A 24,154-nucleotide genomic window follows, 5' to 3' on the forward strand; every position below is an offset into this window, starting at 1 on the left:
GGAACTGTTACAAATACCGTTGCTAGACTTGATTTTCCACCATCATACTCGGGGGCTGGTCGGTATCGTTCACTTACATCTCCAAAAATATATCGCCTACTGCGACGACTGCATTGTACGCTATTAGTACATTGCTGCAACCAAATCTAGTATTTTCTAAAACACAACAAGCGATAATGCTATAAAATAAAAAGCCGATCATTTTCATGATCGGCTTTTCTATCTTTTCTAGCACTGACACTATCAGTGCTATTTTATAACCAATAACAATTCTGCTATTGGATTATTTGATCATTGCATGTAGCTCTTGAATTGAGGTGACAGTATTACGATCATCCGCAGTGTGCGCTAAACAAGCAGCAAAACCAGCATTTAAGGTCGTGGTGTAATTTACCTTCTCAGCAAGAGCACTACGACGTAATACTTTTGAATCTTCAATTGCTTGACGACCTTCTGCTGTATTTACGATGTAGGTGTATTCATTATTCTTAATACGGTCAAGAATATGAGGACGTCCTTCATGTACCTTGTTAACTAAACGAGGATTAATACCCGCTTCGCCTAAGATAACGGCAGTGCCGTGAGTTGCATCAAGTTGATAGCCAAGTTTGATTAACTTAGACGCTAAATCAACCACACGTTTCTTATCACCCTCACGAACCGATAGCAGTGCACGGCCACCTTCAGGGTATTCTTTACCACAACCAAGCTCTGCTTTAGCAAACGCTTCTGCAAACGTATTACCAATACCCATTACCTCACCTGTTGAGCGCATTTCTGGGCCTAACAATGGGTCAACACCTGGGAATTTATTAAACGGTAACACCACTTCTTTTACAGAGTAATACGGTGGAATAACTTCTTTCGTAAAACCTTGTGAATCAAGAGATTGGCCAGCCATTACACGTGCGGCAATTTTTGCAACAGGTACGCCAGTTGCTTTTGATACAAAGGGTACTGTACGCGCAGCACGAGGATTAACTTCAATTAAGTAAACTTCGTTATCTTTAACGGCGAACTGAGTATTCATTAAACCACGAACCCCAAGTTCAAACGCCAAGTTCTTCACTTGCTCACGCATCACGTTCTGAATTTCTTTGCTCAGCGTATAAGCAGGCAATGAACAGGCTGAGTCACCTGAGTGAACACCCGCTTGCTCAATGTGCTCCATGATGCCAGCAATAACAACTTGCTCTCCATCACAAATCGCATCAACGTCAACTTCAATAGCATCGTCAAGGAAACGGTCAAGCAATACTGGCGATTCATTTGAAACACTAACAGCTTCGTTAAAGTAACGACGTAAATCTTGCTCATCGTAGACAATTTCCATCGCGCGACCGCCAAGTACATATGATGGGCGCACAACTAATGGGAAACCGATGATTTTAGATTTTTCAATCGCCTGTTCCATCGTCGTAACGGTTGCGTTTTCTGGTTGTAATAAACCTAAACGGTCAACAGCTTGCTGGAAACGTTCACGATCTTCAGCGCGGTCAATAGCATCTGGGCTAGTACCAATAATTGGCACACCTGCAGCTTCTAGTGCACGTGCTAATTTAAGAGGTGTTTGACCACCGTACTGAACGATAACACCTTTGGGTTTTTCAACGCGGGCAATCGCTAATACATCTTCCAGTGTTACTGGTTCAAAGTATAAACGGTCAGAAGTATCATAGTCAGTTGATACTGTCTCAGGATTACAGTTCACCATGATAGTTTCATAACCATCTTCACGTAGTGCTAATGATGCATGGACACAACAGTAATCAAATTCAATACCTTGACCGATACGGTTCGGGCCACCACCAAGAATCATGATTTTTTCTTTAGTGGTTGGATTTGCTTCACATTCCTCATCGTATGATGAATACATGTAAGCCGTATCTGATGAAAACTCTGCAGCACAGGTATCAACACGCTTGTACACTGGGTGAATATTGTATTGGTCACGCAGTTTACGAATTTCGCTTTCTGCTACACCAAGCAATTTAGCTAAACGTGCATCAGCAAAGCCTTTACGCTTAAGTGCTCGTAGTGACTGTTCATTTAAACCTGCGAAACCTGCGGCTTTAACGCGTGCTTCATCTTTAATGATGTCTTCAATTTGAACCAAGAACCAACGGTCAATACCGGTTAGATTAAAGATACCATCAACAGACATCCCCGCACGGAACGCATCCCCGATATACCAAATACGCTCAGCACCCGCGGCTTTTAATTCATAACGAATTTTGCTCATTGCATCAGGTTCTTCAAGATCAACCATCTCGTCAAAACCGTTAGCACCCACTTCGAGGCCACGTAATGCTTTGTGCAATGACTCTTGTTGGTTACGACCAATCGCCATTACTTCACCCACAGACTTCATCTGAGTAGTAAGACGGTCATTGGCACCGGCAAATTTCTCAAAGTTAAAACGTGGAATTTTGGTTACAACATAATCGATGGTTGGTTCAAATGATGCTGGTGTCGCACCACCTGTAATATCATTCATTAGCTCATCAAGGGTGAAACCAATTGCTAACTTTGCCGCAATTTTAGCAATCGGAAAACCCGTTGCTTTAGATGCTAATGCTGATGAACGTGATACGCGTGGATTCATCTCGATGATAACCATACGGCCATCTTGAGGATTAATACCAAACTGTACGTTTGAACCACCTGTTTCAACACCGATTTCACGCAAGACTGCTAACGAGGCATTACGCATTAACTGATATTCTTTATCTGTCAGCGTTTGCGCAGGAGCGACTGTGATTGAGTCACCAGTATGAATACCCATCGGATCAAAGTTTTCAATCGCACATACGATGATGCAGTTGTCGTTTTTATCACGAACCACTTCCATCTCGTATTCTTTCCAGCCAATCAGTGATTCATCAATCAACAATTCACTGGTTGGCGATAAATCTAAGCCGCGAGAACAGATTTCTTCAAATTCTTCTTTATTGTATGCAATACCGCCACCCGTACCACCCATCGTAAATGACGGACGAATAATACAAGGGAAACCCACCATATCGAGCACTTTATACGCTTCTTCCATGGTAGTTGCAGTATCGGCACGAGGACACTCAAGACCAATAGATTTCATTGCTTTGTCAAAACGAGAGCGGTTTTCAGCTTTATCAATTGCGTCAGCTGTTGCGCCAATCATTTCAACATTAAATTCTTTTAATACGCCATATTTTTCAAGATCTAACGCACAGTTAAGTGCAGTTTGGCCACCCATCGTAGGCAATACTGCATCTGGACGTTCTTTTTCGATGATCTTGCGTACTACTTCCCAGTGAATAGGCTCAATGTATGTTGCATCCGCCATATCAGGATCAGTCATGATCGTTGCCGGGTTAGAGTTAACCAGAATAACGCGGTAACCCTCTTCACGCAGCGCTTTACATGCTTGTGCACCAGAGTAGTCGAATTCACACGCTTGACCGATAACAATCGGACCAGCACCTAAGATTAATACACTTTTAATGTCAGTACGTTTTGGCATTTTTACTACTCCCGGTTTAAGCGCTGTGTTTCTTAATTAATTCGATAAAGTGATCAAATAGTGGTGCTGCATCATGAGGACCAGGGCTTGCTTCTGGGTGGCCTTGGAAACTAAATGCAGGCTTGTCGGTACGATGGATACCTTGTAGAGAGCCATCAAACAGGGATTTATGTGTTGCTCGTAAATTATCAGGTAAGGTTGCTTCATCAGCGGCAAAACCGTGGTTCTGGCTGGTGATCATTACCACATCACGTTCAAGATCTTTTACTGGGTGGTTTGCACCATGGTGTCCAAATTTCATCTTCACCGTTTGAGCACCACTCGCTAAGGCTAAGATCTGGTGTCCAAGGCAGATACCAAAAATAGGTAAGTTTTTATCTAGAAATACTTTGGTTGCTTCAATCGCATAAGTACATGGCGCAGGATCGCCAGGACCATTGGATAAGAAAATACCATTGGGATTTAATGCTAACACTTCTTCAGCGGTTGTTTGCGCAGGTACTACCGTTAGACGGCAGCCACGATCAACCAACATACGCAGAATATTACGTTTAGCACCAAAGTCATAGGCAACAACATGGTACGGTAGTTCACTGTCATCTTTTGCAGCAGGTAAACCGCCCGTTAATGTCCATGAACCTTGCTTCCAGCTATAAGTCTCTGTTGTGGTCACCTCTTTTGCCAAGTCCATGCCTTTAAGACCAGGAAATGCTTGAGCTTGAGCAAGTGCCGCAGCTTCATCAAGGTGGTCCCCTGCAACGATGCAACCGTTCTGAGCACCTTTTTCACGTAGAATTCGCGTTAATTTGCGAGTATCAATATCAGCGATACCGACGATATTTTGTGATTTAAGATAATCAGAAAGGGATTGTTCACAGCGGAAGTTAGAAGCGATAAGAGGAAGATCACGAATGACTAAACCTTGAGCATGAATTGCCGTTGATTCTTCGTCTTCAGTATTAGTGCCAGTGTTGCCAATATGGGGATAGGTAAGAGTAACGATCTGTTGCGAGTAAGAGGGGTCAGTGAGAATTTCCTGATACCCCGTCATCGAGGTATTAAAAACAACTTCACCAACAGCCGAACCATCTGCCCCAATGGACACGCCGCGGAACACTGTCCCATCTTCAAGGACTAACAGCGCAGATTTGCTCAAGACAACCTCCAAAAAAATAAAAATGCAATTAAAACAGATAAACTTGCAACTACCCATTCCATTTAATACCAAAAACCTTCAACTACTGATTTTTGACAAATTGCGCAAATTCTATGGATCAGTTAGCAATCTGTCAACATTTACTCGTAATTAAATTTAAATAATCACACATAAGTACTACTTTTTAAGCCAAACACTGTAAATAACAACTTTAATTGCAACTTTAGGACTATCAAATAACATTAGCTAAAATGTAATCGATTGCCTAGGTTGCAAATACGTTAATCAAAATTAAAATCGCACGCAAACGATAAAATATTCATACTTAATATACAAAAATCAACATAAAGCAACAAAAATAACTCTAACCATCCATTTACCCAATAAAAGTAAGGCTTATTTTCATTTTTCACTCTAGTTGATATTTCGAACAGCAACTTTCCTTTTAACCTGTTAATTAATGCATAACTATCCTTTTAATTTACATAAACAACAATGGTACTTTCCTTTATTCAGATACAAAAAAACCTGCCATCAGGCAGGTTATTGGCAATTATTACCGCTGATTTTTACAATCGATCCAGATCGAGTACATCGCTCATCGTGTAAAATCCTACTTGTTTTTGGTGTAACCATGCTGCGGCACGAACTGCACCATTGGCAAATGTCATTCTGTCGGTTGCTTTATGGGTAATTTCAACTCGTTCACCAATATCTGCAAACATTGCGGTATGTTCACCGACAATATCGCCAGCTCGAATAGTCGCAAAACCGATCTCATCTCGACTACGCTCGCCTGTAATACCTTCACGAGAATACACCGCAACATCACTTAGCTTATTGCCCATCGCGCCAGCAATTGCTTCACCCATACCGATAGCGGTACCTGATGGAGCATCAACTTTATGGCGGTGATGGGCTTCAATGATCTCTACATCACAATAATCCCCCATCACTTTGGCGGCTTTCTCTAATAATTTAAATACCAGATTAACGCCAACACTGTAATTAGGTGCCATAACAATCGCTATTTGCTCAGCAGCAGCATCAATCAATTGCCGTTGTGACTCAGAAAAGCCTGTTGTACCAATAACAATTTTTTTATGGTATTGCAGACATAATTCAAGATTAGCAAGAGTCACTGCAGGTGCAGTAAAATCAATTAACACATCAAAGTCATCTATCGCTTGGCTAAGATCATCAATAATCACCACATTTGCTAAACCAATACCCGCTAACTCTCCTGCATCGGCACCCACTAAACTTGAACCTGCACGCTCTGTTGCCACCGTTAATGTCGTTGCATTTGATAATGCAGTGGCTTTAATTAGTTGACGCCCCATTCGTCCGGCTGCACCGGCTATTGCAATTCTGACCATTAACGTGCATCTCCTACGCTATTTATAATAAGATACTCCACTGTAGCTTGTTGACTATGATAAAAAAAGCCCCAGTCTTCACTGAGGCTCATCAATCATTAACAAACACTGTCTTAGATATTTTTTACTTGTAATTCTCGTGGTACTTCAAAGAACATATTTTCTTCACGTCCCGATAATTCATCAACATCAGCAGCATCAGTCAGCTGTTTAATTCGAGTAATGATTTGATTCACTAACGCTTCAGGGGCCGATGCTCCGGCAGTGACACCAACGAGGTTTTTACCTTCAAACCACTGCGGATCAATATCTTCAGCACTATCGGTTAGATAGCTAGGAGTCCCTAATTTAATTGCAAGCTCACTCAATCGATTAGAATTTGATGAGTTTTTAGAACCAACAACAATCATTACATCAACCATTGCAGCCATTTCACGTACGGCATCTTGACGGTTTTGGGTTGCATAACAGATATCATCTTTACGTGGTCCTTGAATCTCAGGAAACAATTGACGTAAGCGATCGATAACATCAGCAGTTTCATCAACAGATAAAGTAGTTTGGCTAACAAAATGTAAATTTGATGGATCTTTAACGACCAACGCATCAACATCTTGTGGTTTCTCAACCAAATACATTCCACCATCATGGTTGGCATATTGCCCCATCGTACCTTCAACTTCTGGATGTCCGGCATGACCAATCAACACCACTTCCATTGCTTTACGGCTAGCACGAGCCACTTCCATATGCACTTTTGTTACCAATGGGCAAGTCGCATCAAATACTGTTAACTGACGATCTTTCGCTTCTTTTCTAACTGCTTGAGACACACCATGAGCTGAAAAGATCACGATATTATCATCAGGTACTTCGCTTAACTCTTCGACAAAAATAGCACCACGCTGCTTAAGACCTTCAACAACAAAGCGGTTATGAACCACTTCATGACGCACATAAATAGGCGGCTGATACATTTCTAATGCGCGTTCAACAATGCTAATTGCACGATCAACACCAGCACAAAAACCCCGTGGATTTGCGAGTAATATTTTCATCATTTATGGCTCTTAACGTTCAATGGAGACAACTTCAACCTCAAAGGTAACTGTTTTGCCTGCTAATGGATGATTAAAATCAACAGTGACTGAATCACCCACTACTTGTGTAATTATTCCAGGAATATCGTGCCCTTCAGGGCCAGTAAAAGCGATAATACGCCCAACTTCTGCAGGAGTATCAACGCTAAACTTACTCAATTCAACATGGTGAATATTATTCGGATTTATAGGACCAAAAGCATCTTCAGGCGCTAAATCAAATTGCTTTTTCTGTCCGACAACTAGGCCTAATAAACATTTTTCAAAATTAGCAGTAAGGCTGCCATCTCCCATGCGAAAGATAACGGGCTTAGCATTAGCAAATGTAGATTCAGCTACAGTTCCATCAGCTAATTTAATTGAAAAGTGCATTAATACTTCACTGTTACTGTTGATCGCCGACATATATTCTTCCCTATTATTGGTTACGACTATTTAACAACAAAGTGTCACGGGTATCAACGTACGTTCACTAGGGTTTTTAATCCAGCCAAGGTAATAATAAAAAAAAACGCCACCTGTAAGAACAAGCAGCGTTTTATTTTAATAACAGATTAATACTTAATGAACTTTAGCTGTCTTATCCGCTTTAAAGCCATCAAGAATTAACAATACAGCACCCAAACAAATGGCTGAATCGGCAATATTAAATGCAGGCCAATGATAACTACCGTAATAGAAATCAAGAAAATCGACCACAAAACCATGGTAAAGGCGATCAAATAAATTACCTAATGCACCACCAATGATCAGCGCATACGCAATATTGGCCATTTTATTGGTTACTGGCGTACGACGCATCCACAATGTCAATAAACCGCAAACACCAAACGCAATTGCGGCAAACAACCATCGTTGCCAACCACCAGCACTACTTAAAAAACTAAATGCAGCACCGGTATTGTGTACATACAGTAAATTAAAAAATGGCGTGATCTCAATTCGGTTTGGCCAGCCATAGCCCATCGAGTCCATTACCAATAGCTTAGTGCCATTATCGATAATAAATACCACAATCGCTAACCATAGCCAGCGAATACCCGATTGTTTAAGCGTCAACGCTTGCTGAGGTGCTGAATTAGTCATTAGGCAAATTTACGCTCTTCGCCGTCGCCATCGATGTTAGTTACACAACGACCACACACTTCTTCGTGTCCAGCAATCGTGCCAACATCAGCAACATGGTGCCAACAACGCTCACACTTCGCAGCTTCAGAAGCACGTACTGTTACAAATAATCCTTCGATATCTGTTTCTTGTGCGCCTTCAGGCTTGCTATCAGCAACCACAACTTGTGCTTTTGATGTTAACAATACAAAACGTAATTCGTCTTCTAGCTTATTCAGCTTCGCAGCAAGATCCGCATTCGCAGTAAGCGTTACTTCCGCTTGTAGTGAACCACCAATAACTTTTTCGCTACGTGCAGTTTCAAGTAACTTGTTCACAGCACCACGAACTTGTTGAATCTCAGCCCAGAAATCGTTGTTGAGTTCTTCGTTCTCAGCAAGACCAAATAAACCATCGAACCACTCACCAGTAAACACAAATTGATCACGTTTACCTGGCATTTCGTTCCAGATTTCATCGGCTGTGAATGACATGATAGGTGCCATCCAACGAACCAGTGCTTCTACAATGTAGTAAAGCGCAGTTTGACAACTACGTTGTGCATGACCACCACGTTTTGCTGTGTACTGACGGTCTTTAATCACGTCTAAGTAGAAAGAACCCATTTCAACTGAACAGAACTGCATTAAACGCTGAGTTACTGTGTGTAGGTTGTAGTCTTCGTATGCTTTAACGATCTCTTCTTGAGCCGCCATAGCACGACCTACAGCCCAACGATCAAGTGCAACCATCTCTTCAACTGGTACACAATCAGTTTCAGGATTGAAGCCATTTAAGTTCGCAAGGAAGAAACGTGCAGTGTTACGAATACGACGGTAAGCATCAGCAGAACGCTTTAGGATCTCGTCAGATACTGCAACTTCACCCGTGTAATCGGTAGATGCTACCCATAGACGAAGAATATCAGCACCAAGCTTGTTAGTGACATCTTTCGGTGCAACCACGTTACCCACTGATTTCGACATTTTACGGCCTTGACCGTCAACCACGAAGCCATGTGTTAACACTTGCTTGTACGGGGCTTTGTCTTTCATCGCTACTGATGAAATCAATGATGACTGGAACCAACCACGGTGTTGATCTGAACCTTCTAGGTAAAGATCTGCTGAGTGACCATTGAACTCAGGACGGCTATCAACCACTGAGAAATGTGTTACACCAGAGTCAAACCATACGTCTAATGTATCAAGCACTTTTTCGTAAATCGCTGCATCTTCTGCACTCATTACGTCAGTCAGTTCTAGATCCCACCAAGCTTGAATACCCTTTTGTTCAACAAGCTGAGCCACTTTTTCAATCAACTCAGATGTTTGTGGGTGAAGCTCTTGGGTTTCTTTATGGATAAAGAGTGCAATTGGCACACCCCAAGTACGTTGACGAGAGATACACCACTCTGGGCGACCTTCGATCATACCTTCGATGCGGCTTTGACCCCACTCAGGCATCCATTGTACGTTCTTGATTTCCGCTAATGCTTTCGCACGTAAACCAGCTTTCTCCATAGAGATAAACCACTGTGGCGTTGCACGGAAAATAATTGGCGTTTTGTGGCGCCAGCAATGTGGGTAGCTGTGAGTAATTTTAGAGAAATGTAGCAATGAACCATGTTCACGTAAAACATCTACAACCACTTCGTTTGCTTTAAATACGTGTTGACCCGCGAAGATCTCAGTATCAGGTAAGTAAACACCATTGCTGCCAACAGGGTTTGCAATTTCAAGGTTGTACTTTTGACCTACCACGAAGTCTTCTTGACCATGGCCAGGTGCCGTATGTACACAGCCTGTACCTGATTCTGTCGTTACGTGATCAGCAAGTACTACAGGTACATCAAAGCTATAGAATGGGTGATTAAAGCGCATTAGCTCTAATTCTTCACCTTTACAGAAACCAAGGATTTCTGACTCTTCAAAGCCAACACGCGCCATCACTTCTTTTACAAGCTCTGCCGCTACGATTAAACGTTGTGGTTGAGTGTGTACATCGGTAACAGGTGTTTGTACTAATGCGTATTCAAGATCAGCACTCACAGCAACACCGCGGTTAGCAGGCATTGTCCATGGTGTCGTTGTCCAGATAACAATCGACACGTCGCCTTCGCCTTGGTCAGCAACACAGCCAAACTTCGCTAATACTGCCGCTTCATCTACCGCTTTAAATTTAACATCGATAGATAGCGATACTTTGTCTTGGTATTCAACTTCAGCTTCAGCCAATGCAGAACCACAATCAGTACACCAGTGAACAGGCTTAAAACCTTTCAATAGGTGATCTTTATCGGCAATTTTGCCTAATGCACGAATGATATTCGCTTCAGTACCAAAATCCATTGTGCGGTATGGCTTGTCCCACTCACCTAGTACACCTAGACGCATGAAACTTTCTTTTTGACCTTCAACTTGGCCCGCAGCGTAAGCACGACATTTTTCGCGGAATTCCGCTGCAGTTAATTTTTGGCCAGGTTTACCAAATTTCTTTTCTACCATTAATTCAATCGGCAGACCGTGACAGTCCCAACCAGGAATGTACGGTGAATCAAAGCCAGAAAGCGTCTTTGACTTAATAATAATATCTTTAAGAATCTTGTTTAACGCGTGACCGATGTGAATATCACCGTTAGCGTACGGAGGGCCATCGTGTAATACGAAAGATTTTTTACCTTTCTTAGCTTTACGAATTTCACCGTAAAGATCTTCATCATACCAATGCTTAAGCATTGCAGGCTCACGTTGAGCTAGATTGCCTCGCATCGGAAACCCTGTTTCCGGCAGGTTCAGGGTATCTTTATAGTCACTCATGGATTCTAGATTCCGTTACTTGGGCGAAGTTGGACATTATTACGCTCAGACAACCACACCCGTGCTGTTTGAGCATCTCGTTCGATTTGTAATTTCAGCGCATCGAATGATTCAAATTTTTTTTCGTCACGCAATTTATGGCGCAACACGACTTCAAGTTGACGACCGTAAAGATCGGCTTGATAATCAAATAAATGTACTTCAAGTTGTTGTCGTACACCTTGTACTGTAGGTCGGTGGCCAACATTAGCTACACCCGCAATAGGCGTGGCGGTAATACCCAACACTTCGACCGCATAAACTCCTGCAACAGGTGCTATACGGCGTTTTAATGGGATATTAGCTGTTGGAAAGCCGATAGTGCGGCCTAATTTTCTTCCGTGTGAGACTCGCCCACGAATACTGTATGGTCGACCAAGCATTTGTTCTACTTGATCTAATTCATTATTCGCTAAAGCATGACGGATTGCAGTACTGCTTACTCGCTGCTTAGAAACACAAAAACTTGTTGTACTGATTACTTCAAATCCGTATTTCTTACCAGCTGCTACTAGCATCGCAAAATCGCCACGTCGCTCTTGACCAAAACGAAAGTCATCACCAATAACCAGAAATTTAACACCCAATTGCTTTACCAACAAGCATTCGACGAAATATTCAGCAGTCATAGACGCAAAATGATGATTAAAATTAACACACAATAATCGATCAATGCCGACTTTTTTCAATTCTACATATTTCTCGCGAAAGCGGGTCAACCTTGCAGGAGCTTTATTTCCCGCAAAAAGCTCTTGTGGCTGTGGTTCAAACGTCATTACCGTAGCGGCTAACCCCATAGAGTGCGCTTTAGCAATGACTTGTTTAAGCAACGTTTGATGGCCAAGATGTACACCGTCAAAATTGCCAATTGTCAGCACACAACCATGATGGTGTGGCTGAATATTGGGTATACCTCGAATTAATTCCATAGGTAATTTAACTATGTCAGTACTCATAAGGCTATTTGCTCATCCTACAATCAGGTATTTTGTTTATATGATGACCAATAACAGCCAAAAAAATTAATAACTACGGTAATTCATCCACCATGATTACATGGCTAACAACCACTTTTTAGCGTAAAGCTGGCGAATTATATACTACTCAGCGATTTCAATCAGCTCTCTGCACGCAGATGACGGGGACGAATACCTAAAATAATGGCACATAATAAATAAATACTGCTTCCACCTAAAATCAAGCCAAATAGCCATATAACACGCTCAAGCAAGTGGAACGCTAACCATTGTTGAATAGATGGACTGAACCATAGTAATCCACCAACCATCACTGCACCGGCAATCACTAACCGCAGTACAAAAAATAATGTTTGGCGGCTCACTCGATAAATATTTTCTTTGTGTAAACCTCGGTATAGCAACCCTGCATTAAGCAAAGCCGATAATACACTCGCAATAGAGAGACCGACATAACCATAGAATGGTGCAAAGATACCGTTAAAAACCATATTGCTAACCATGGCAATAATACCAATTTTAACGGGTGTTTTGGTATCTTGACGAGCGTAATAACCTGGGGCAAAAATTTTGATTAGCATGTAATTAAGTAAGCCAGCCGACACGACCCACAGTGACATAGCGGTTTGGTTTACATCATAAAGATCAAACTCACCACGCATGAACATCACCATCAACATTGGTTTGGCTAAGGTGATCATACCGAGCATGGCAGGAATACCCAAAATCAATACCATTCGAACTCCCCAATCCATCGTGTCCGCGAACTGTTGAGGCGACTTATCAACATGTTTACGCGACAGAGCAGGTAAGATCACAGTTGCAATCGCAATACCAAATAACCCTAGCGGAAATTCTAATAAGCGATCTGAATAATATAACCAACTAATTGAGCCAGTCATTAAGAAACTTGCAATCAATGTATCAAGCAGTAAGTTAATTTGAGTAACAGAAACACCAAACAGTGCTGGTAGCATCAATTTTCGTATTTTAGTCACGCCAGGGTCATTCCAGCCCCATTGTGGACGAACTAAATACCCTTCTCGATATAAAAAAGGCAGTTGAAAACCAAATTGGACCAACCCACCAATAAATACCCCTAGTGCTAACCCAATTTCAGGTTTTGCTAAATGTGGTGCGACAAAAACCGCACAACCAATAATAGCAATATTAAGAAATACTGGCGTAAACGATGAAATCGCAAACTTGCCCAACGTATTTAAGATAGCGCCAGATAATGCTACAAAGGTCACAAACCACAAATAGGGAAAGGTGATTTTAAGTAACAAACTGGCTAATTCAAATTTTTCCGCGCCTGGGGAAATACCTTGCGTCCAATCCCAAAACCAACCGAAACCAAATAATGCGGTGACGACACCTGAGCCTAAAACACCCAATAATGTCACTATGGTAACAATACCCCCTAACGTTCCCGCAGCACGAGCAATCAACAATCGAGTTCGATCAACATCACCAGCGGCATGATATTCAGTTAAAACGGGCACAAAGGCTTGCGAAAAAGCACCTTCTGCAAAAAGACGACGTAAAAAGTTAGGAATTTTGTTGGCAAAGAAAAAAACATCGGCCGCAGCCCCTGCTCCCATTAGGTTAGCAACTACCACATCGCGCACTAAACCTAGCACACGAGACACCAAAGTCATGGCGCTAACTACCATTCCAGAGCGTAAAAGACGCTTACTCACAAAAAAACCTCATAAAAAGATGTTCAGAAAGGTGACTTCTGAATCGAAATACTGGTAAAATCTGTCGCCATATTAACCGTGTTAATCCGCAAGTGCCAACTAGATTGGTATGGCGGTTATTTGCACGAATCATTTGACAATGATTAAGATTAAGGGCATAGTCCTCGGCCTTAAATTGTCACCATACCAAGATTTGGGAGTTACACCCTTGGCAAATATCAAATCTGCTAAGAAACGTGCACTAACTTCAGAAAAACGTCGTCAGCATAACGCTAGCCGTCGTTCTATGATGCGCACTTTCTTCAAGAAAGTAATTATCGCTATTGAAGCTGGTAATAAAGAAGCTGCAACACAAGCTTTCGCTGAAATGCAACCTGTTATGGATCGCATGGCTACTAAAGGCCTGATCCATAAGAACAAAGCTGCACGTCACAAAGCTCGTCTAACAGCGAAAATCAAAGCTCTTTAATTTTAATTAATGAGTTTAGATTAAAAAAAACCGACCTTATGGTCGGTTTTTTTATGTCTCTTTATCAACCATTACCTATAAAACTAGCATTTAGACATAAAATATTGTTAATTCTATAGCTGAATTTATTTCACATCTTCGAGCATAAAATGAAAAAAACGCTATTACGCGGCTTGTTCAACGTTCTGCCGCTGGTATTAAGTATTTGGTTATTCTGGTCACTTTTTGAGTCATTAGATGAAGTAGGCAGTTTTTTATTTGGCCTTGTTCATATCACTGAACTCTTCAAAGGTGCCGGTTTTTTACTCATTCTGATCTTATTATTTGTTGCGGGGCTACTTTTCTCTGTCAGTCCTATCGCATGGCTTTATGATTTTGTTATTCGACAATTGATGCGATTTCCTTTTTTTAAAACGGTTTACAGTAGTATTAATGATATTGCCTCATTGATGAGCAGCGACAATAAAAATAAGAGCCAGCAAACCGTATTAGTCCATCAAGCAAATAATACCTATGTCGTTGGCTTCATTATGTCTAATGACACGCCTGAGCCGCTGACAAACGCATTACCTAGCGGAGATTGGGTTCCAGTACTATTTCCACTCAGCTATCAAATAGCAGGCATTACAACGCTTGTGAAACGCGAAGACCTAACAGTCGTTGATTGGTCGTTTGAAGATGCGATGCGTTATAATTTAACGGCGGGTATTTCAATCTCCGCCAAAGATAAAGAAGAAAAAGAAAAAGAAAAAGAAAAATAACAGATAGATCATGTAACAAAATCGCGACTCAGAAATAATCGCAATAACAATTAACGCCTTATACAGTAAGGCGTTGATAAGTAATAAATATTAAAATAACGTACTAAAATCAGCAGCGCAAATACGCTTTACGGCAGGATGCATGATCATTCGTTCAGCAAAAATGACAAAATACTCATCACAAATATCTGTCACTCGTTTAACTTCATAAAGATGACTATTGCTGGTTAGCTCATCGGCATAAATAGACGGTGCGATAAACATCGACTTGTTATAACAAGCAAACGCCTTCATCAACGCCGCATCATCAAATTCCCCTAAAATATTTGGCGTAATGCCTTGCTGATCAAACCATTGATGCAATTTGCGTCCCATTGCAGAACGTCTACTTGGCACCAACAGCTTATAATCTTCAATACAAGCCGGAAAATCTGCATTTGATAAATCATCAGTACAAAAAAAACTCATTGCCGACTCACCCAATTTTTTACTGTACAAACCTGGATTTTGCGTCGAACTAACAGGGCAATCAGATAAAATCATGTCTAATTTATGCTGCGATAACTGCTCTAATAACATTTCATGAGTTGATTCAAAACAACTTAATTGGATTCGCTGATCGTTAGGAATACCTTCCAATAGCACTTGGCTTACTAACCGTTTAGACAGCGCATCAGCAACACCGACTTCAAATAATTGATTATCTCGTTGCGTGTAATTTATACGATCGAGCATTTGATAACTTAAATCAAACATCTTATCTGCATATTTAAATACTAATTGACCAAGCTCTGTTGGTTCAATATTACGTCCAACACGCTTAGTTAACTTACCTTTTAGTCGCTCTTCTAATGAACGAATCTGTCCTGTCACCGTTTGGGGTGTCAGAAATAATGCATCAGCAGCTTTAGTTACTGAGCCTTGCTTGCAGACCATCCAAAAATAATAAAGATGGTTATAATTTAAGTGCGACATTGCTGCTATTTTAAATAAAAAAACCCAGCGACAAAGCTTACGCTGTGCCTCTGGGCTGTTCAATCTTTGACGTCATAATTTATAGTAAAATCAAATCAAGATCGTCTTTGAGTGATAATTAGGGCTGTAGCCGTTCTAAATTACGTACTCGTTCGCCACCGCGTTGTTCTAATGCACGTTGACGAAATGAACTTTCTTGAACGACAGTTGTGGTTTTTACCGCTGTCGTTTTAGCGTCATTGATACCTTGTAAATATGCTTGGCATAATTCAGTACGATCATCATTCGTACACTGCTGATAATCAGCAGCAACACTTGGTAGTGAAAATAAACACGTAATAATAATTAACCACGTTTTCATATTACACCTCGGATTTAGGCAATGTTTTACTTAACATGATGTAACCAACAATCGCTGCAACCGTTGAACCTAATAATATTCCAAGCCGTGAGTAAGTCGCAAAACTCTCATCTGCACCAACAAACGCGAGTGATGAGATGAAAATCGACATTGTAAAACCGATACCACACAATACTGATACGGCGAAAATATGCTTGAAGTTAATACCATCAGGTAACTTTGCAACTCCCGTTTTAACTGCAATGAAACACGCAGTAAATATACCAACAGGCTTACCAATAAATAATCCAGCGGCAATACCAACAGGTAACATTGACGATAAACTTGCAAGAGATACGCCAGTTAATGAAATACCCGCATTCGCAAATGCAAATAATGGCAAGATTAAGAAAGCAACATACGGATGTAATGCATGCTCAATCGTCTTTAGTGGTGAATGGGTATCAGCACGACCATCTTTACCTGCTAGCGGTATTGCGAAACCTAATACCACACCAGCTAATGTTGCATGGACGCCAGATTGCAGCACACTAAACCATAAAATAGCACCGACAATTAAGTATAGCGGAATACTCGTGATATTCTTCAGGTTCATAATGACCAGCGTCGCCGTTGAAATAAACGCCACCGTTAATGCTAGTGTTGATAAATCTGAGCTATAAAACAGAGCGATGATCACAATCACGCCTAAATCATCAATAATAGCCAATGCTAATAAGAATACTTTTAGGCTTACTGGTACTCGATTACCTAGCAAGGCCATCACGCCCAACGCAAAAGCAATATCGGTTGCAGCAGGAATCGCCCAACCTTTAACTGCCATTGGATCGCCATAATTAAATGCCGTATAAATTAATGCTGGTGCAATCATGCCACCAACAGCAGCGATCGCTGGGAATATCGCTTTTTCTTTCGTATTAAGCGCCCCCTCAATAAGCTCTCGCTTCACTTCTAATCCAATTAAGAAAAAGAAAATTGCCATTAAACCATCATTGATCCAATGTGCTACTGATAATCCAGCAATATAGCTATGCAAAGTATCTGTATATACAGATGCCAGTGGTGAGTTAGCAATAACCATTGCAATTAATGCTGCGATAATAAGAATAATACCGCCAGCTGATTCTAATTTAAGAAACTTACGAATAGCATCGGTCATTAACCGTTACTCCTTTAACTATATTCACGCGATCCAAGCAACCCTAACTATAAGGTTAGCTAAATACTTGGTCGTCTCAATTAAATTTAGTGTAAACGTCAAACTGACAAATTGAAAAATCGGTTGTTTAGATATGAATACTCGGAAAAACCGAGCAATTAGAGTAATTGCAATACTATATCCGCACTGTTCATTTATAGAGATGCATTATATTTATACTAAAAACAAAATAAATCGCAAAATTTTACTTTTAATAAGCATATTTTTATAATTTTTAACTCTAAAAACAAAAAATATTGAAAACCATTAAAAACCAATTAGAAACAATCTACTAGGGCATATTAATGCAACCTGACATTGTATAATTTAATCGGTTGCTCTCTCATTTCTCTGACAAACCCCAAACAAATATTCATTTATGACACTCAGTGTAATATTTCTGAAATATAACCAAACTACTATTCACGCAGATTTCAACAAAATGACACCAAAACGACATATTCCTGTCATGGAGAAATGATTATGACTACCCAAGCCACTACTGCTGCATCTAAGTTCAGCTCTATGCGTTGGGTCCGCTGGGCCAACCTAGCGTTCATGCTATATTTGTTACTCGTTGCTGTATCTATGGTCAGCGGCGGCTTTAAATGGTCTGTAGGCGAGCAAGCAAAAACGTTATTTGAGTTTGCCTCTCACCCTGTTGCAGGCTTAATGATTGGTTTAATTGCCACAGCACTTATTCAATCATCAAGTACTGTAACCTCTATTATCGTTGGTCTTGTAGCCGGTGGTTTACCTGTAGAAACCGCTATTCCAATGGTGATGGGTGCTAACATCGGTACCACATTAACAAATACGTTAGTTAGTTTAGGTCATGCACGTTGTAAAGAAGAATTCCGTCGCGCATTTGCAAGTGCGACTGTACACGATTTCTTTAACTTATTAGCCGTTTCTATTTTCCTTCCATTGGAAATGATGTTTGGCATCCTTGATAAGTTATCAGGTTGGTTAGTATCACCATTCTTAAAAGCAGGTGATATGAGCATGAACGGTATGGATTTCATGAAGCCGTTAACGCAACCAGCGGTTGATTTAGTAAAAGGTCCACTAGAAGTATTTGGTCATAACGGTGGTTTTGGTCTAATCGTTCTAGGTATTGCACTAATTTTTGTCTCTATCACATTAATGGGTCGCCTAATGCGAGGCCTAATGGTTGGTCGTGCACGAGATATTCTAAAGAGCGCAATCGGTCGTGGTCCATTACACGGTATTGCTTCAGGTACGGCAGTTACCGTTCTTGTACAATCATCATCAACAACAACAAGTTTGATGGTGCCACTAGTAGGTACTGGTGTATTAACAGTGCGTGAAGTTTACCCATTTACCCTTGGCGCAAACATCGGTACATGTATCACAGCGCTACTAGCAGCGACGGCAGTATCTGGTGAGCACTCGGTGTTTGCACTACAGATTGCACTGGTGCACTTATGCTTTAACGTACTAGCGACAGTGTTAATTTACGGCATACCGTTCTTACGTGAAATTCCACTTAAGTGCGCGTTCTTCCTGAGCGATTTAGCAACGAAGAACAAAGCCGCTGTTGCGGGTTACCTTGGCCTAGTATTCATTGCTATCCCAGGTTCAATCCTAGCGTTTACTGCTTAATCGCTACGCTAAGATAAATAAAAGTACCATCAAATAAAAAGCCCCGCACAATTGCTTGTGCGGGGCTTTTTGTTATCTCTAATTGACCATCAATACGTTATGGTCATCGAGCTAGATAGTTATACTGAAAATGGGTATTGAATTGGTGCGTGATGTTCATAACCCACCACTTCAAAATCATCTAAAGTTACCCATGTTTCTAAATCTTCTAATGATTTTATCTTAGGGTTGATAATCAATTGTGGCGATGCAAATGGCGTACGGGCTAATTGCTCATCACGCATTAATGGCAATTGATCTTCATAAATATGGGCATTAATAATTTTATGGTAAGCCTGACCCGGTTTGTTACCTGTAATTTGTGCCATTAACGCCAGTAGCGTAAACACTTGTACTTGGTTGAAATTAAGCCCTAGCGGCACATCACAAGAACGTTGAGCACTGGTTAGATACAAAGTATCACCTAATAGTGAGAACGTATGAGTATGCATACATGGACGCAAACAGCCCATATCAAACTCACCTGGATTATAAAACGTGAGAATTTCACCACGATCATCAATCCCTTTGGTTAAGTCATCTACAATCTTCTTCAATTGATCAATAACCGTTCCATCGGCTTTTTGCCAGCGACGACCTTGAACGCCATAAACACGCCCCATATCATCTTCACCTTTACGGTACGGATTATTAAGCCATGCTTGATTATCGTTAGCATTGGCATTCCACGTATTACAGCCAATAGCACGAAATTGCGCCGCATTATCATAACCACGTAGATAACCTAACAACTCAGCAATAGCCGCTTTCCAAAAACTTTTACGGGTAGTAATTAACGGAAACTGATTATTAGCAACATCATAGGTTAAATCAGCATTTATCACTGTTAGGCAACGCTTGCCTGTTCGCTCATTTTCAATCCACACACCATCATCAACAATTCGCTGACACAACGCTAAGTACTGTTTCATTGTCCTACCCGTTAAATTAATGACGCCCAGCAAAAGCCAGGCGTCTAAAGTCGTTACTCTTAATTCTATCAGAAGATAGTTCGATTAAATTCACTTAACTCATGAACATTTTAATACTGATAATAAATAACAGTATTGAAAACATTTTTTTAAGTGTCGCCGTTGGTAAACGAGTCACCAATGCCGCGCCATAACGGGTCGTAATCATTGAAGTAGCAGCAATACCCACTAATGCAGGTAAATAAACATAACCTACACTGTAAGCCGGTAAATCAGCACTGCCAACGCCAGCAAAAATAAAACCAATCATGCCAGAGATGGCAATAAGAAAACCAACTAATGAGGCTGAACCAATAGCGCGACGCATTTCAACCCCAAAATAGCTCAGGTATGGCACCGTTAATGAGCCGCCACCAATGCCCGCTAAACTGGATAATAAGCCGATAACACAGCCACCTGCAGCTGATGCTAGTGCACTTGGTAATGGTCGAGCATGCGTAACACGTAGCGATAACAGCATTTGTAAAGCAAGCAGTAGCACAATCACTGCAAACACTTTTGGCAAATATTGTGCAGGAACTAATTCTGCCACCACGCTGCCACCTAATCCGCCAATAATGATCCCCGGAGCAAGCACTTTAACCACTGAGAAATCAACATTTCCCAATCTAAAATGATTGCGCGCAGAAGCCATTGAGGTCATTACAATACTGGCTAACGATGTCGCTAATGCAATGTGCATTAACATCGCAGGTTCAATGCCTGCTTGTGGTAACAACCATACTAATGCAGGTACGACCAATAAACCGCCACCTATTCCCAATAATCCGGCTAATAACCCCACCACTGCACCTAAAATTAAGCACATAGAGAAAAGCCATATTACGCTTTCATGCATAATAACTACCCATAACCTTAACCGAACAGGTCGCCATTATTTATTACCTGCTCGAATAAATCCACCTAACTGATGCTGTTCAATAAATGCTGTCGTTAATTGACGCACATCATCAGCAACATCAACCTTTAGCACTTGAGTCGTTAATGCTGTCATATCTATGCTATTAATATGCCGTAAAATATATTTAATTTTCGCAACATTACGTGCATTCATACTCAATGAGCGATAGCCCATCCCCACTAGTAACAATGCGCCAATAGGATCCCCTGCTAATTCTCCACATACACACACCGGTAATTGATATTTTTTAGCACTATCTACGATATGCTTTAACGCATGTAAAACGGCAGGATGTAATGCATCATACACATTAGCTACTCGTGCATTATTACGATCAACCGCTAATAAATATTGGGTTAAATCATTACTACCCACCGAAATAAAATCAACCCGCCCGACTAATGCATGGAGTTGATATAACATTGATGGTACTTCAATCATGATCCCAATTCGCGGTTTATACAATTGCTGTCCCGCAGCCGCTGCGGTTTGAGCAACATCAGTATACGCCCGTTCAATAATTGCCTTGGCATCATCAAATTCATTAATACCCGAAATCATGGGTAATAAAATATCCATATTATTCAAGCCAATACTAGCTCTTAGCATTGCTCGTACTTGAATCATAAATATTTCAGGGTGATCAAGCGTAAATCGAATTCCACGCCAGCCAAGAAACGGGTTATCTTCTTCTATTGATAAATAAGGTAACGGTTTATCACCGCCAATATCTAGCGTTCGCATAACCACGGGGTGATGAGGATAAGTGTGTAAAATAGTGCGATATTGGTTAATTTGTTCTTCTTCAGAGGGGAAACTTCGTTGCAATAAAAATGGTACTTCAGTACGGTATAAACCAACGCCATCAATACCTTTATTTAACGCAAAATGAGAATCTGCACTTAATCCAGCATTAATATGTACCATGATCCGTTGTTGATCTTTGGTCATCGCCTGTTGCTGTTGATCGCATTCAACGATCTTTTCAAGCTCATCATCTTCACGCAATAAGCGCCGATATTCAGCCAGTACATACCGATTAGGATTCACTAACAAATCACCACGGTAGCCATCAACAACAACCCTATTATTATGGACAGTATGTGGCGTGAAATCGACGCCCATAATAGTAGGAATACCTAAAGCGCGAGATAAAATAGCGGCATGAGAATTAGCAGCACCATCTTGTGCAACCACAGCAGCAAGCTTTCCAGCAGGCACTGAAGCAATCATCGCAGCAGTTAATTCTCGAGTTAACAAGACAATGGGTTCATTCCATTGCTGTTCATTTGGTTTGTTATCACATAAAAAATATAATAGTCGCTGCCCAAGCTCACAAATATCACGAGCCCGTTCTCTAATATATTGATCTTTCATATTGGCAAATCGATTTGAATAGGTTTCAACCACTTGTCGAACGGCCCATTCAGCTTGATCGCCGCGATCAATATGTGTTTTTAGATCAGCCCGTAATAACGGATCATTGAGTAAATGACTAAATAAATCAAAAATCGCGAGAGTTTCTTTTTGTAAGTCACTATCAAAGCGTTTTCGTAAGCGACGAAATTCTTTCGCTGCCGCATCAATTGCAATGGTTAACCGTTCTTGCTCTGCATGAATATCTAAACATGATGCTGGTGCAACATGATCGAGTAAGGGTTGAGTATCATCCCACCATGCTTTAGCAATCGCGACCCCACTGGACGCCGCAGAACCGGTTAAATGAAGTCGATTACCTTTTTCAAACCACATTCCTTGCGCTTTAGCATGGGCTAAAATACCCGCTAACTGCGCCGCAAGGGTAACTAAAAAAGATTCTTCACTTTCGGTAAATTCACGTTGCTCGCGTTGTTGAACCACAATAACACCAAGGACTTGGCGCTGATGTATAATAGGTGTACCAAAAAAGGATCGAAAAGATTCCTCTCCGATCCCTGGAAGGTGTTTAAAATGGGGATGTACTCGAGCATCAGCAACATTTAATGGCTCGGCTCGTTGTCCGACTAACCCTACTAACCCTTCATCAAAGCGTAAACTAATGCGTCGCCGTGACTTATTTAACCCTTGTGTTGCCATCAAGGTATAAATCTGACGCTGATGATCGGCAATGTATACTGAACAACAGTCAGTCGTCATTACCTGAGTCGTATTTGAGACTAATTGATCTAATGCATCGATCAATGTGTGGGCGCTGACAACCTTGTCAACAATTTCTCTTAGCTGTGTCAGCATAACGAGCCTTTAATTGTGCCTGTGAGCCAATAACCTCTACTTGCTAATTGCGCTTATTTTTAATGCGTTTAAATTTACGTTCTTTCCATTCTTTAAATGGCATTGCAACAGCTGCAAACTCTTTTAACGCACGACGGTATACATCACGTTTAAAAGAGACGACTTGTCTTACTGGGTACCAATAACTTACCCAGCGCCAACCATCAAACTCAGGTGTTACACCACGCTGCATATTGACCTTGGACTCATCGCATTCCAAACTCAGCAAAAACCACTTTTGCTTTTGACCGATACAAACAGGTTTTGAATCCCACCGCACAAGACGCTTCGGTAATTTATAACGTAACCAGTGTCGGCTTGACGCAATTATCCTGACATCTTTTTTGGTTAAACCTACTTCTTCATACAATTCACGGTACATAGCCTGCTCAGGCGTTTCACCTTCATCAATGCCACCTTGCGGAAATTGCCAAGAATGTTGTCCATATCGTCGAGCCCAAAATACCTGCCCATGGCCATTGCAGATAACGATCCCAACATTAGGGCGGTATCCATCGCCATCAATCACTGGACGACCTCAAGTATAAATATCTATTAATAGTGATTTTTTCATAGTAGACGTGATCGGTAAACAAACATTCATCAATATCGATGCGTTTCACCCAATTTAAACTGCATTCTGGATAACTTTGCACTCTGATTACTTTAAAGACAATCAAATGAGACATATCCCACATTTATTCACTCTTTCTGTGGATAGATTTGTGTAGAAACCTAAAAAAAACAGATTTAACGAACAATCAACGCCTTACAAATGA

The 24,154-nt window shown here is 41.0% G+C and carries 19 protein-coding genes; 3 read left to right on the forward strand and 16 right to left on the reverse strand.

Going from position 1 to position 24,154, the window contains the following annotated elements; genetic code table 11:
- Window positions 1-283 precede the first annotated feature (283 nt).
- The 9 genes from carB to murJ form a co-directional block, all read right to left on the reverse strand.
- Window positions 284-3,502 carry a carbamoyl-phosphate synthase large subunit gene (carB, locus tag OC457_RS11595; protein ID WP_080175104.1) on the reverse strand — a complete coding sequence of 1,073 codons (3,219 nt, stop codon included), beginning with the start codon at window positions 3,500-3,502 and terminating at the stop codon, window positions 284-286.
- 16 nt (window positions 3,503-3,518) lie between these two features.
- Window positions 3,519-4,658, reverse strand: coding sequence for a glutamine-hydrolyzing carbamoyl-phosphate synthase small subunit (carA, locus tag OC457_RS11600; RefSeq protein WP_080175105.1), 1,140 nt, complete (start codon window positions 4,656-4,658; stop codon window positions 3,519-3,521).
- Between the two features lie 569 nt (window positions 4,659-5,227).
- On the reverse strand, window positions 5,228-6,037 hold the full coding sequence (gene dapB / locus OC457_RS11605) for a 4-hydroxy-tetrahydrodipicolinate reductase (protein WP_080175106.1): 810 nt from the start codon (window positions 6,035-6,037) through the stop codon (window positions 5,228-5,230).
- Between the two features lie 113 nt (window positions 6,038-6,150).
- Window positions 6,151-7,095, reverse strand: a complete 945-nt coding sequence (gene ispH / locus OC457_RS11610) for a 4-hydroxy-3-methylbut-2-enyl diphosphate reductase (RefSeq protein WP_080175143.1) — start codon at window positions 7,093-7,095, stop codon at window positions 6,151-6,153.
- Between the two features lie 12 nt (window positions 7,096-7,107).
- Window positions 7,108-7,542 (reverse strand): FKBP-type peptidyl-prolyl cis-trans isomerase, encoded by a 435-nt coding sequence (gene fkpB, locus OC457_RS11615; RefSeq protein WP_080175107.1) that lies wholly within the window; start codon window positions 7,540-7,542, stop codon window positions 7,108-7,110.
- 156 nt (window positions 7,543-7,698) lie between these two features.
- Window positions 7,699-8,223, reverse strand: a complete 525-nt coding sequence (gene lspA, locus OC457_RS11620; RefSeq protein ID WP_080175108.1) for a signal peptidase II — start codon at window positions 8,221-8,223, stop codon at window positions 7,699-7,701.
- Complete coding sequence (gene ileS, locus OC457_RS11625) at window positions 8,223-11,063, reverse strand: isoleucine--tRNA ligase (RefSeq protein WP_080175109.1); 2,841 nt, start codon at window positions 11,061-11,063, stop codon at window positions 8,223-8,225. The genes lspA and ileS overlap by 1 nt, the downstream gene beginning before the upstream one ends.
- Before the next feature lie 5 nt (window positions 11,064-11,068).
- Window positions 11,069-12,031, reverse strand: coding sequence for a bifunctional riboflavin kinase/FAD synthetase (gene ribF / locus OC457_RS11630; RefSeq protein WP_080175144.1), 963 nt, complete (start codon window positions 12,029-12,031; stop codon window positions 11,069-11,071).
- A 188-nt stretch (window positions 12,032-12,219) separates the two neighbouring features.
- Complete coding sequence (gene murJ, locus OC457_RS11635; protein WP_162841688.1) at window positions 12,220-13,782, reverse strand: murein biosynthesis integral membrane protein MurJ; 1,563 nt, start codon at window positions 13,780-13,782, stop codon at window positions 12,220-12,222.
- Window positions 13,783-13,990: 208 nt separating this feature from the next.
- Between murJ and rpsT the strand changes: the two genes are divergently transcribed.
- Both rpsT and OC457_RS11645 read left to right on the forward strand, forming a co-directional pair.
- On the forward strand, window positions 13,991-14,251 hold the full coding sequence (rpsT, locus tag OC457_RS11640; protein ID WP_036796485.1) for a 30S ribosomal protein S20: 261 nt from the start codon (window positions 13,991-13,993) through the stop codon (window positions 14,249-14,251).
- A gap of 149 nt (window positions 14,252-14,400) precedes the next feature.
- Window positions 14,401-15,012 (forward strand): DUF502 domain-containing protein, encoded by a 612-nt coding sequence (locus tag OC457_RS11645; protein ID WP_080175110.1) that lies wholly within the window; start codon window positions 14,401-14,403, stop codon window positions 15,010-15,012.
- A 90-nt stretch (window positions 15,013-15,102) separates the two neighbouring features.
- Here the strand turns inward: OC457_RS11645 and nhaR are convergent, their stop codons facing one another.
- The 3 genes from nhaR to nhaA all read right to left on the reverse strand — a co-directional run bounded on the left by nhaR (window position 15,103) and on the right by nhaA (window position 17,507).
- A complete protein-coding gene (gene nhaR / locus OC457_RS11650; protein WP_080175146.1) occupies window positions 15,103-15,987 on the reverse strand; it encodes a transcriptional activator NhaR in 885 nt (294 codons plus the stop codon).
- Window positions 15,988-16,105: 118 nt separating this feature from the next.
- On the reverse strand, window positions 16,106-16,348 hold the full coding sequence (locus OC457_RS11655; RefSeq protein WP_080175111.1) for a hypothetical protein: 243 nt from the start codon (window positions 16,346-16,348) through the stop codon (window positions 16,106-16,108).
- A gap of 1 nt (window position 16,349) precedes the next feature.
- Entirely contained in the window at window positions 16,350-17,507 is a 1,158-nt protein-coding gene (gene nhaA, locus OC457_RS11660; RefSeq protein ID WP_080175112.1) for a Na+/H+ antiporter NhaA, read from the reverse strand.
- Between the two features lie 522 nt (window positions 17,508-18,029).
- On the opposite strand from nhaA, the gene OC457_RS11665 reads away from it, so the two are divergent.
- Entirely contained in the window at window positions 18,030-19,172 is a 1,143-nt protein-coding gene (locus tag OC457_RS11665; protein ID WP_080175113.1) for a Na/Pi symporter, read from the forward strand.
- 119 nt (window positions 19,173-19,291) lie between these two features.
- Here OC457_RS11665 and OC457_RS11670 read toward each other — a convergent pair whose 3' ends face one another.
- The 4 genes from OC457_RS11670 to rppH all read right to left on the reverse strand — a co-directional run bounded on the left by OC457_RS11670 (window position 19,292) and on the right by rppH (window position 23,904).
- The gene (locus OC457_RS11670; RefSeq protein WP_080175114.1) at window positions 19,292-20,143 is read right to left on the reverse strand and encodes a thymidylate synthase; all 852 of its coding nucleotides are present in this window, start codon (window positions 20,141-20,143) and stop codon (window positions 19,292-19,294) included.
- Window positions 20,144-20,237: 94 nt separating this feature from the next.
- Window positions 20,238-21,041 carry a sulfite exporter TauE/SafE family protein gene (locus OC457_RS11675; protein ID WP_080175115.1) on the reverse strand — a complete coding sequence of 268 codons (804 nt, stop codon included), beginning with the start codon at window positions 21,039-21,041 and terminating at the stop codon, window positions 20,238-20,240.
- A gap of 36 nt (window positions 21,042-21,077) precedes the next feature.
- Complete coding sequence (ptsP, locus tag OC457_RS11680; RefSeq protein ID WP_080175116.1) at window positions 21,078-23,336, reverse strand: phosphoenolpyruvate--protein phosphotransferase; 2,259 nt, start codon at window positions 23,334-23,336, stop codon at window positions 21,078-21,080.
- A 43-nt stretch (window positions 23,337-23,379) separates the two neighbouring features.
- Window positions 23,380-23,904: an RNA pyrophosphohydrolase gene (rppH, locus tag OC457_RS11685; RefSeq protein ID WP_080175117.1), complete on the reverse strand. Its 525-nt coding sequence runs from the start codon at window positions 23,902-23,904 to the stop codon at window positions 23,380-23,382.
- Window positions 23,905-24,154: the final 250 nt, after the last annotated feature.

Source organism: Photobacterium toruni (assembly GCF_024529955.1).
Classification (GTDB): Bacteria; Pseudomonadota; Gammaproteobacteria; order Enterobacterales; family Vibrionaceae; genus Photobacterium; species Photobacterium toruni.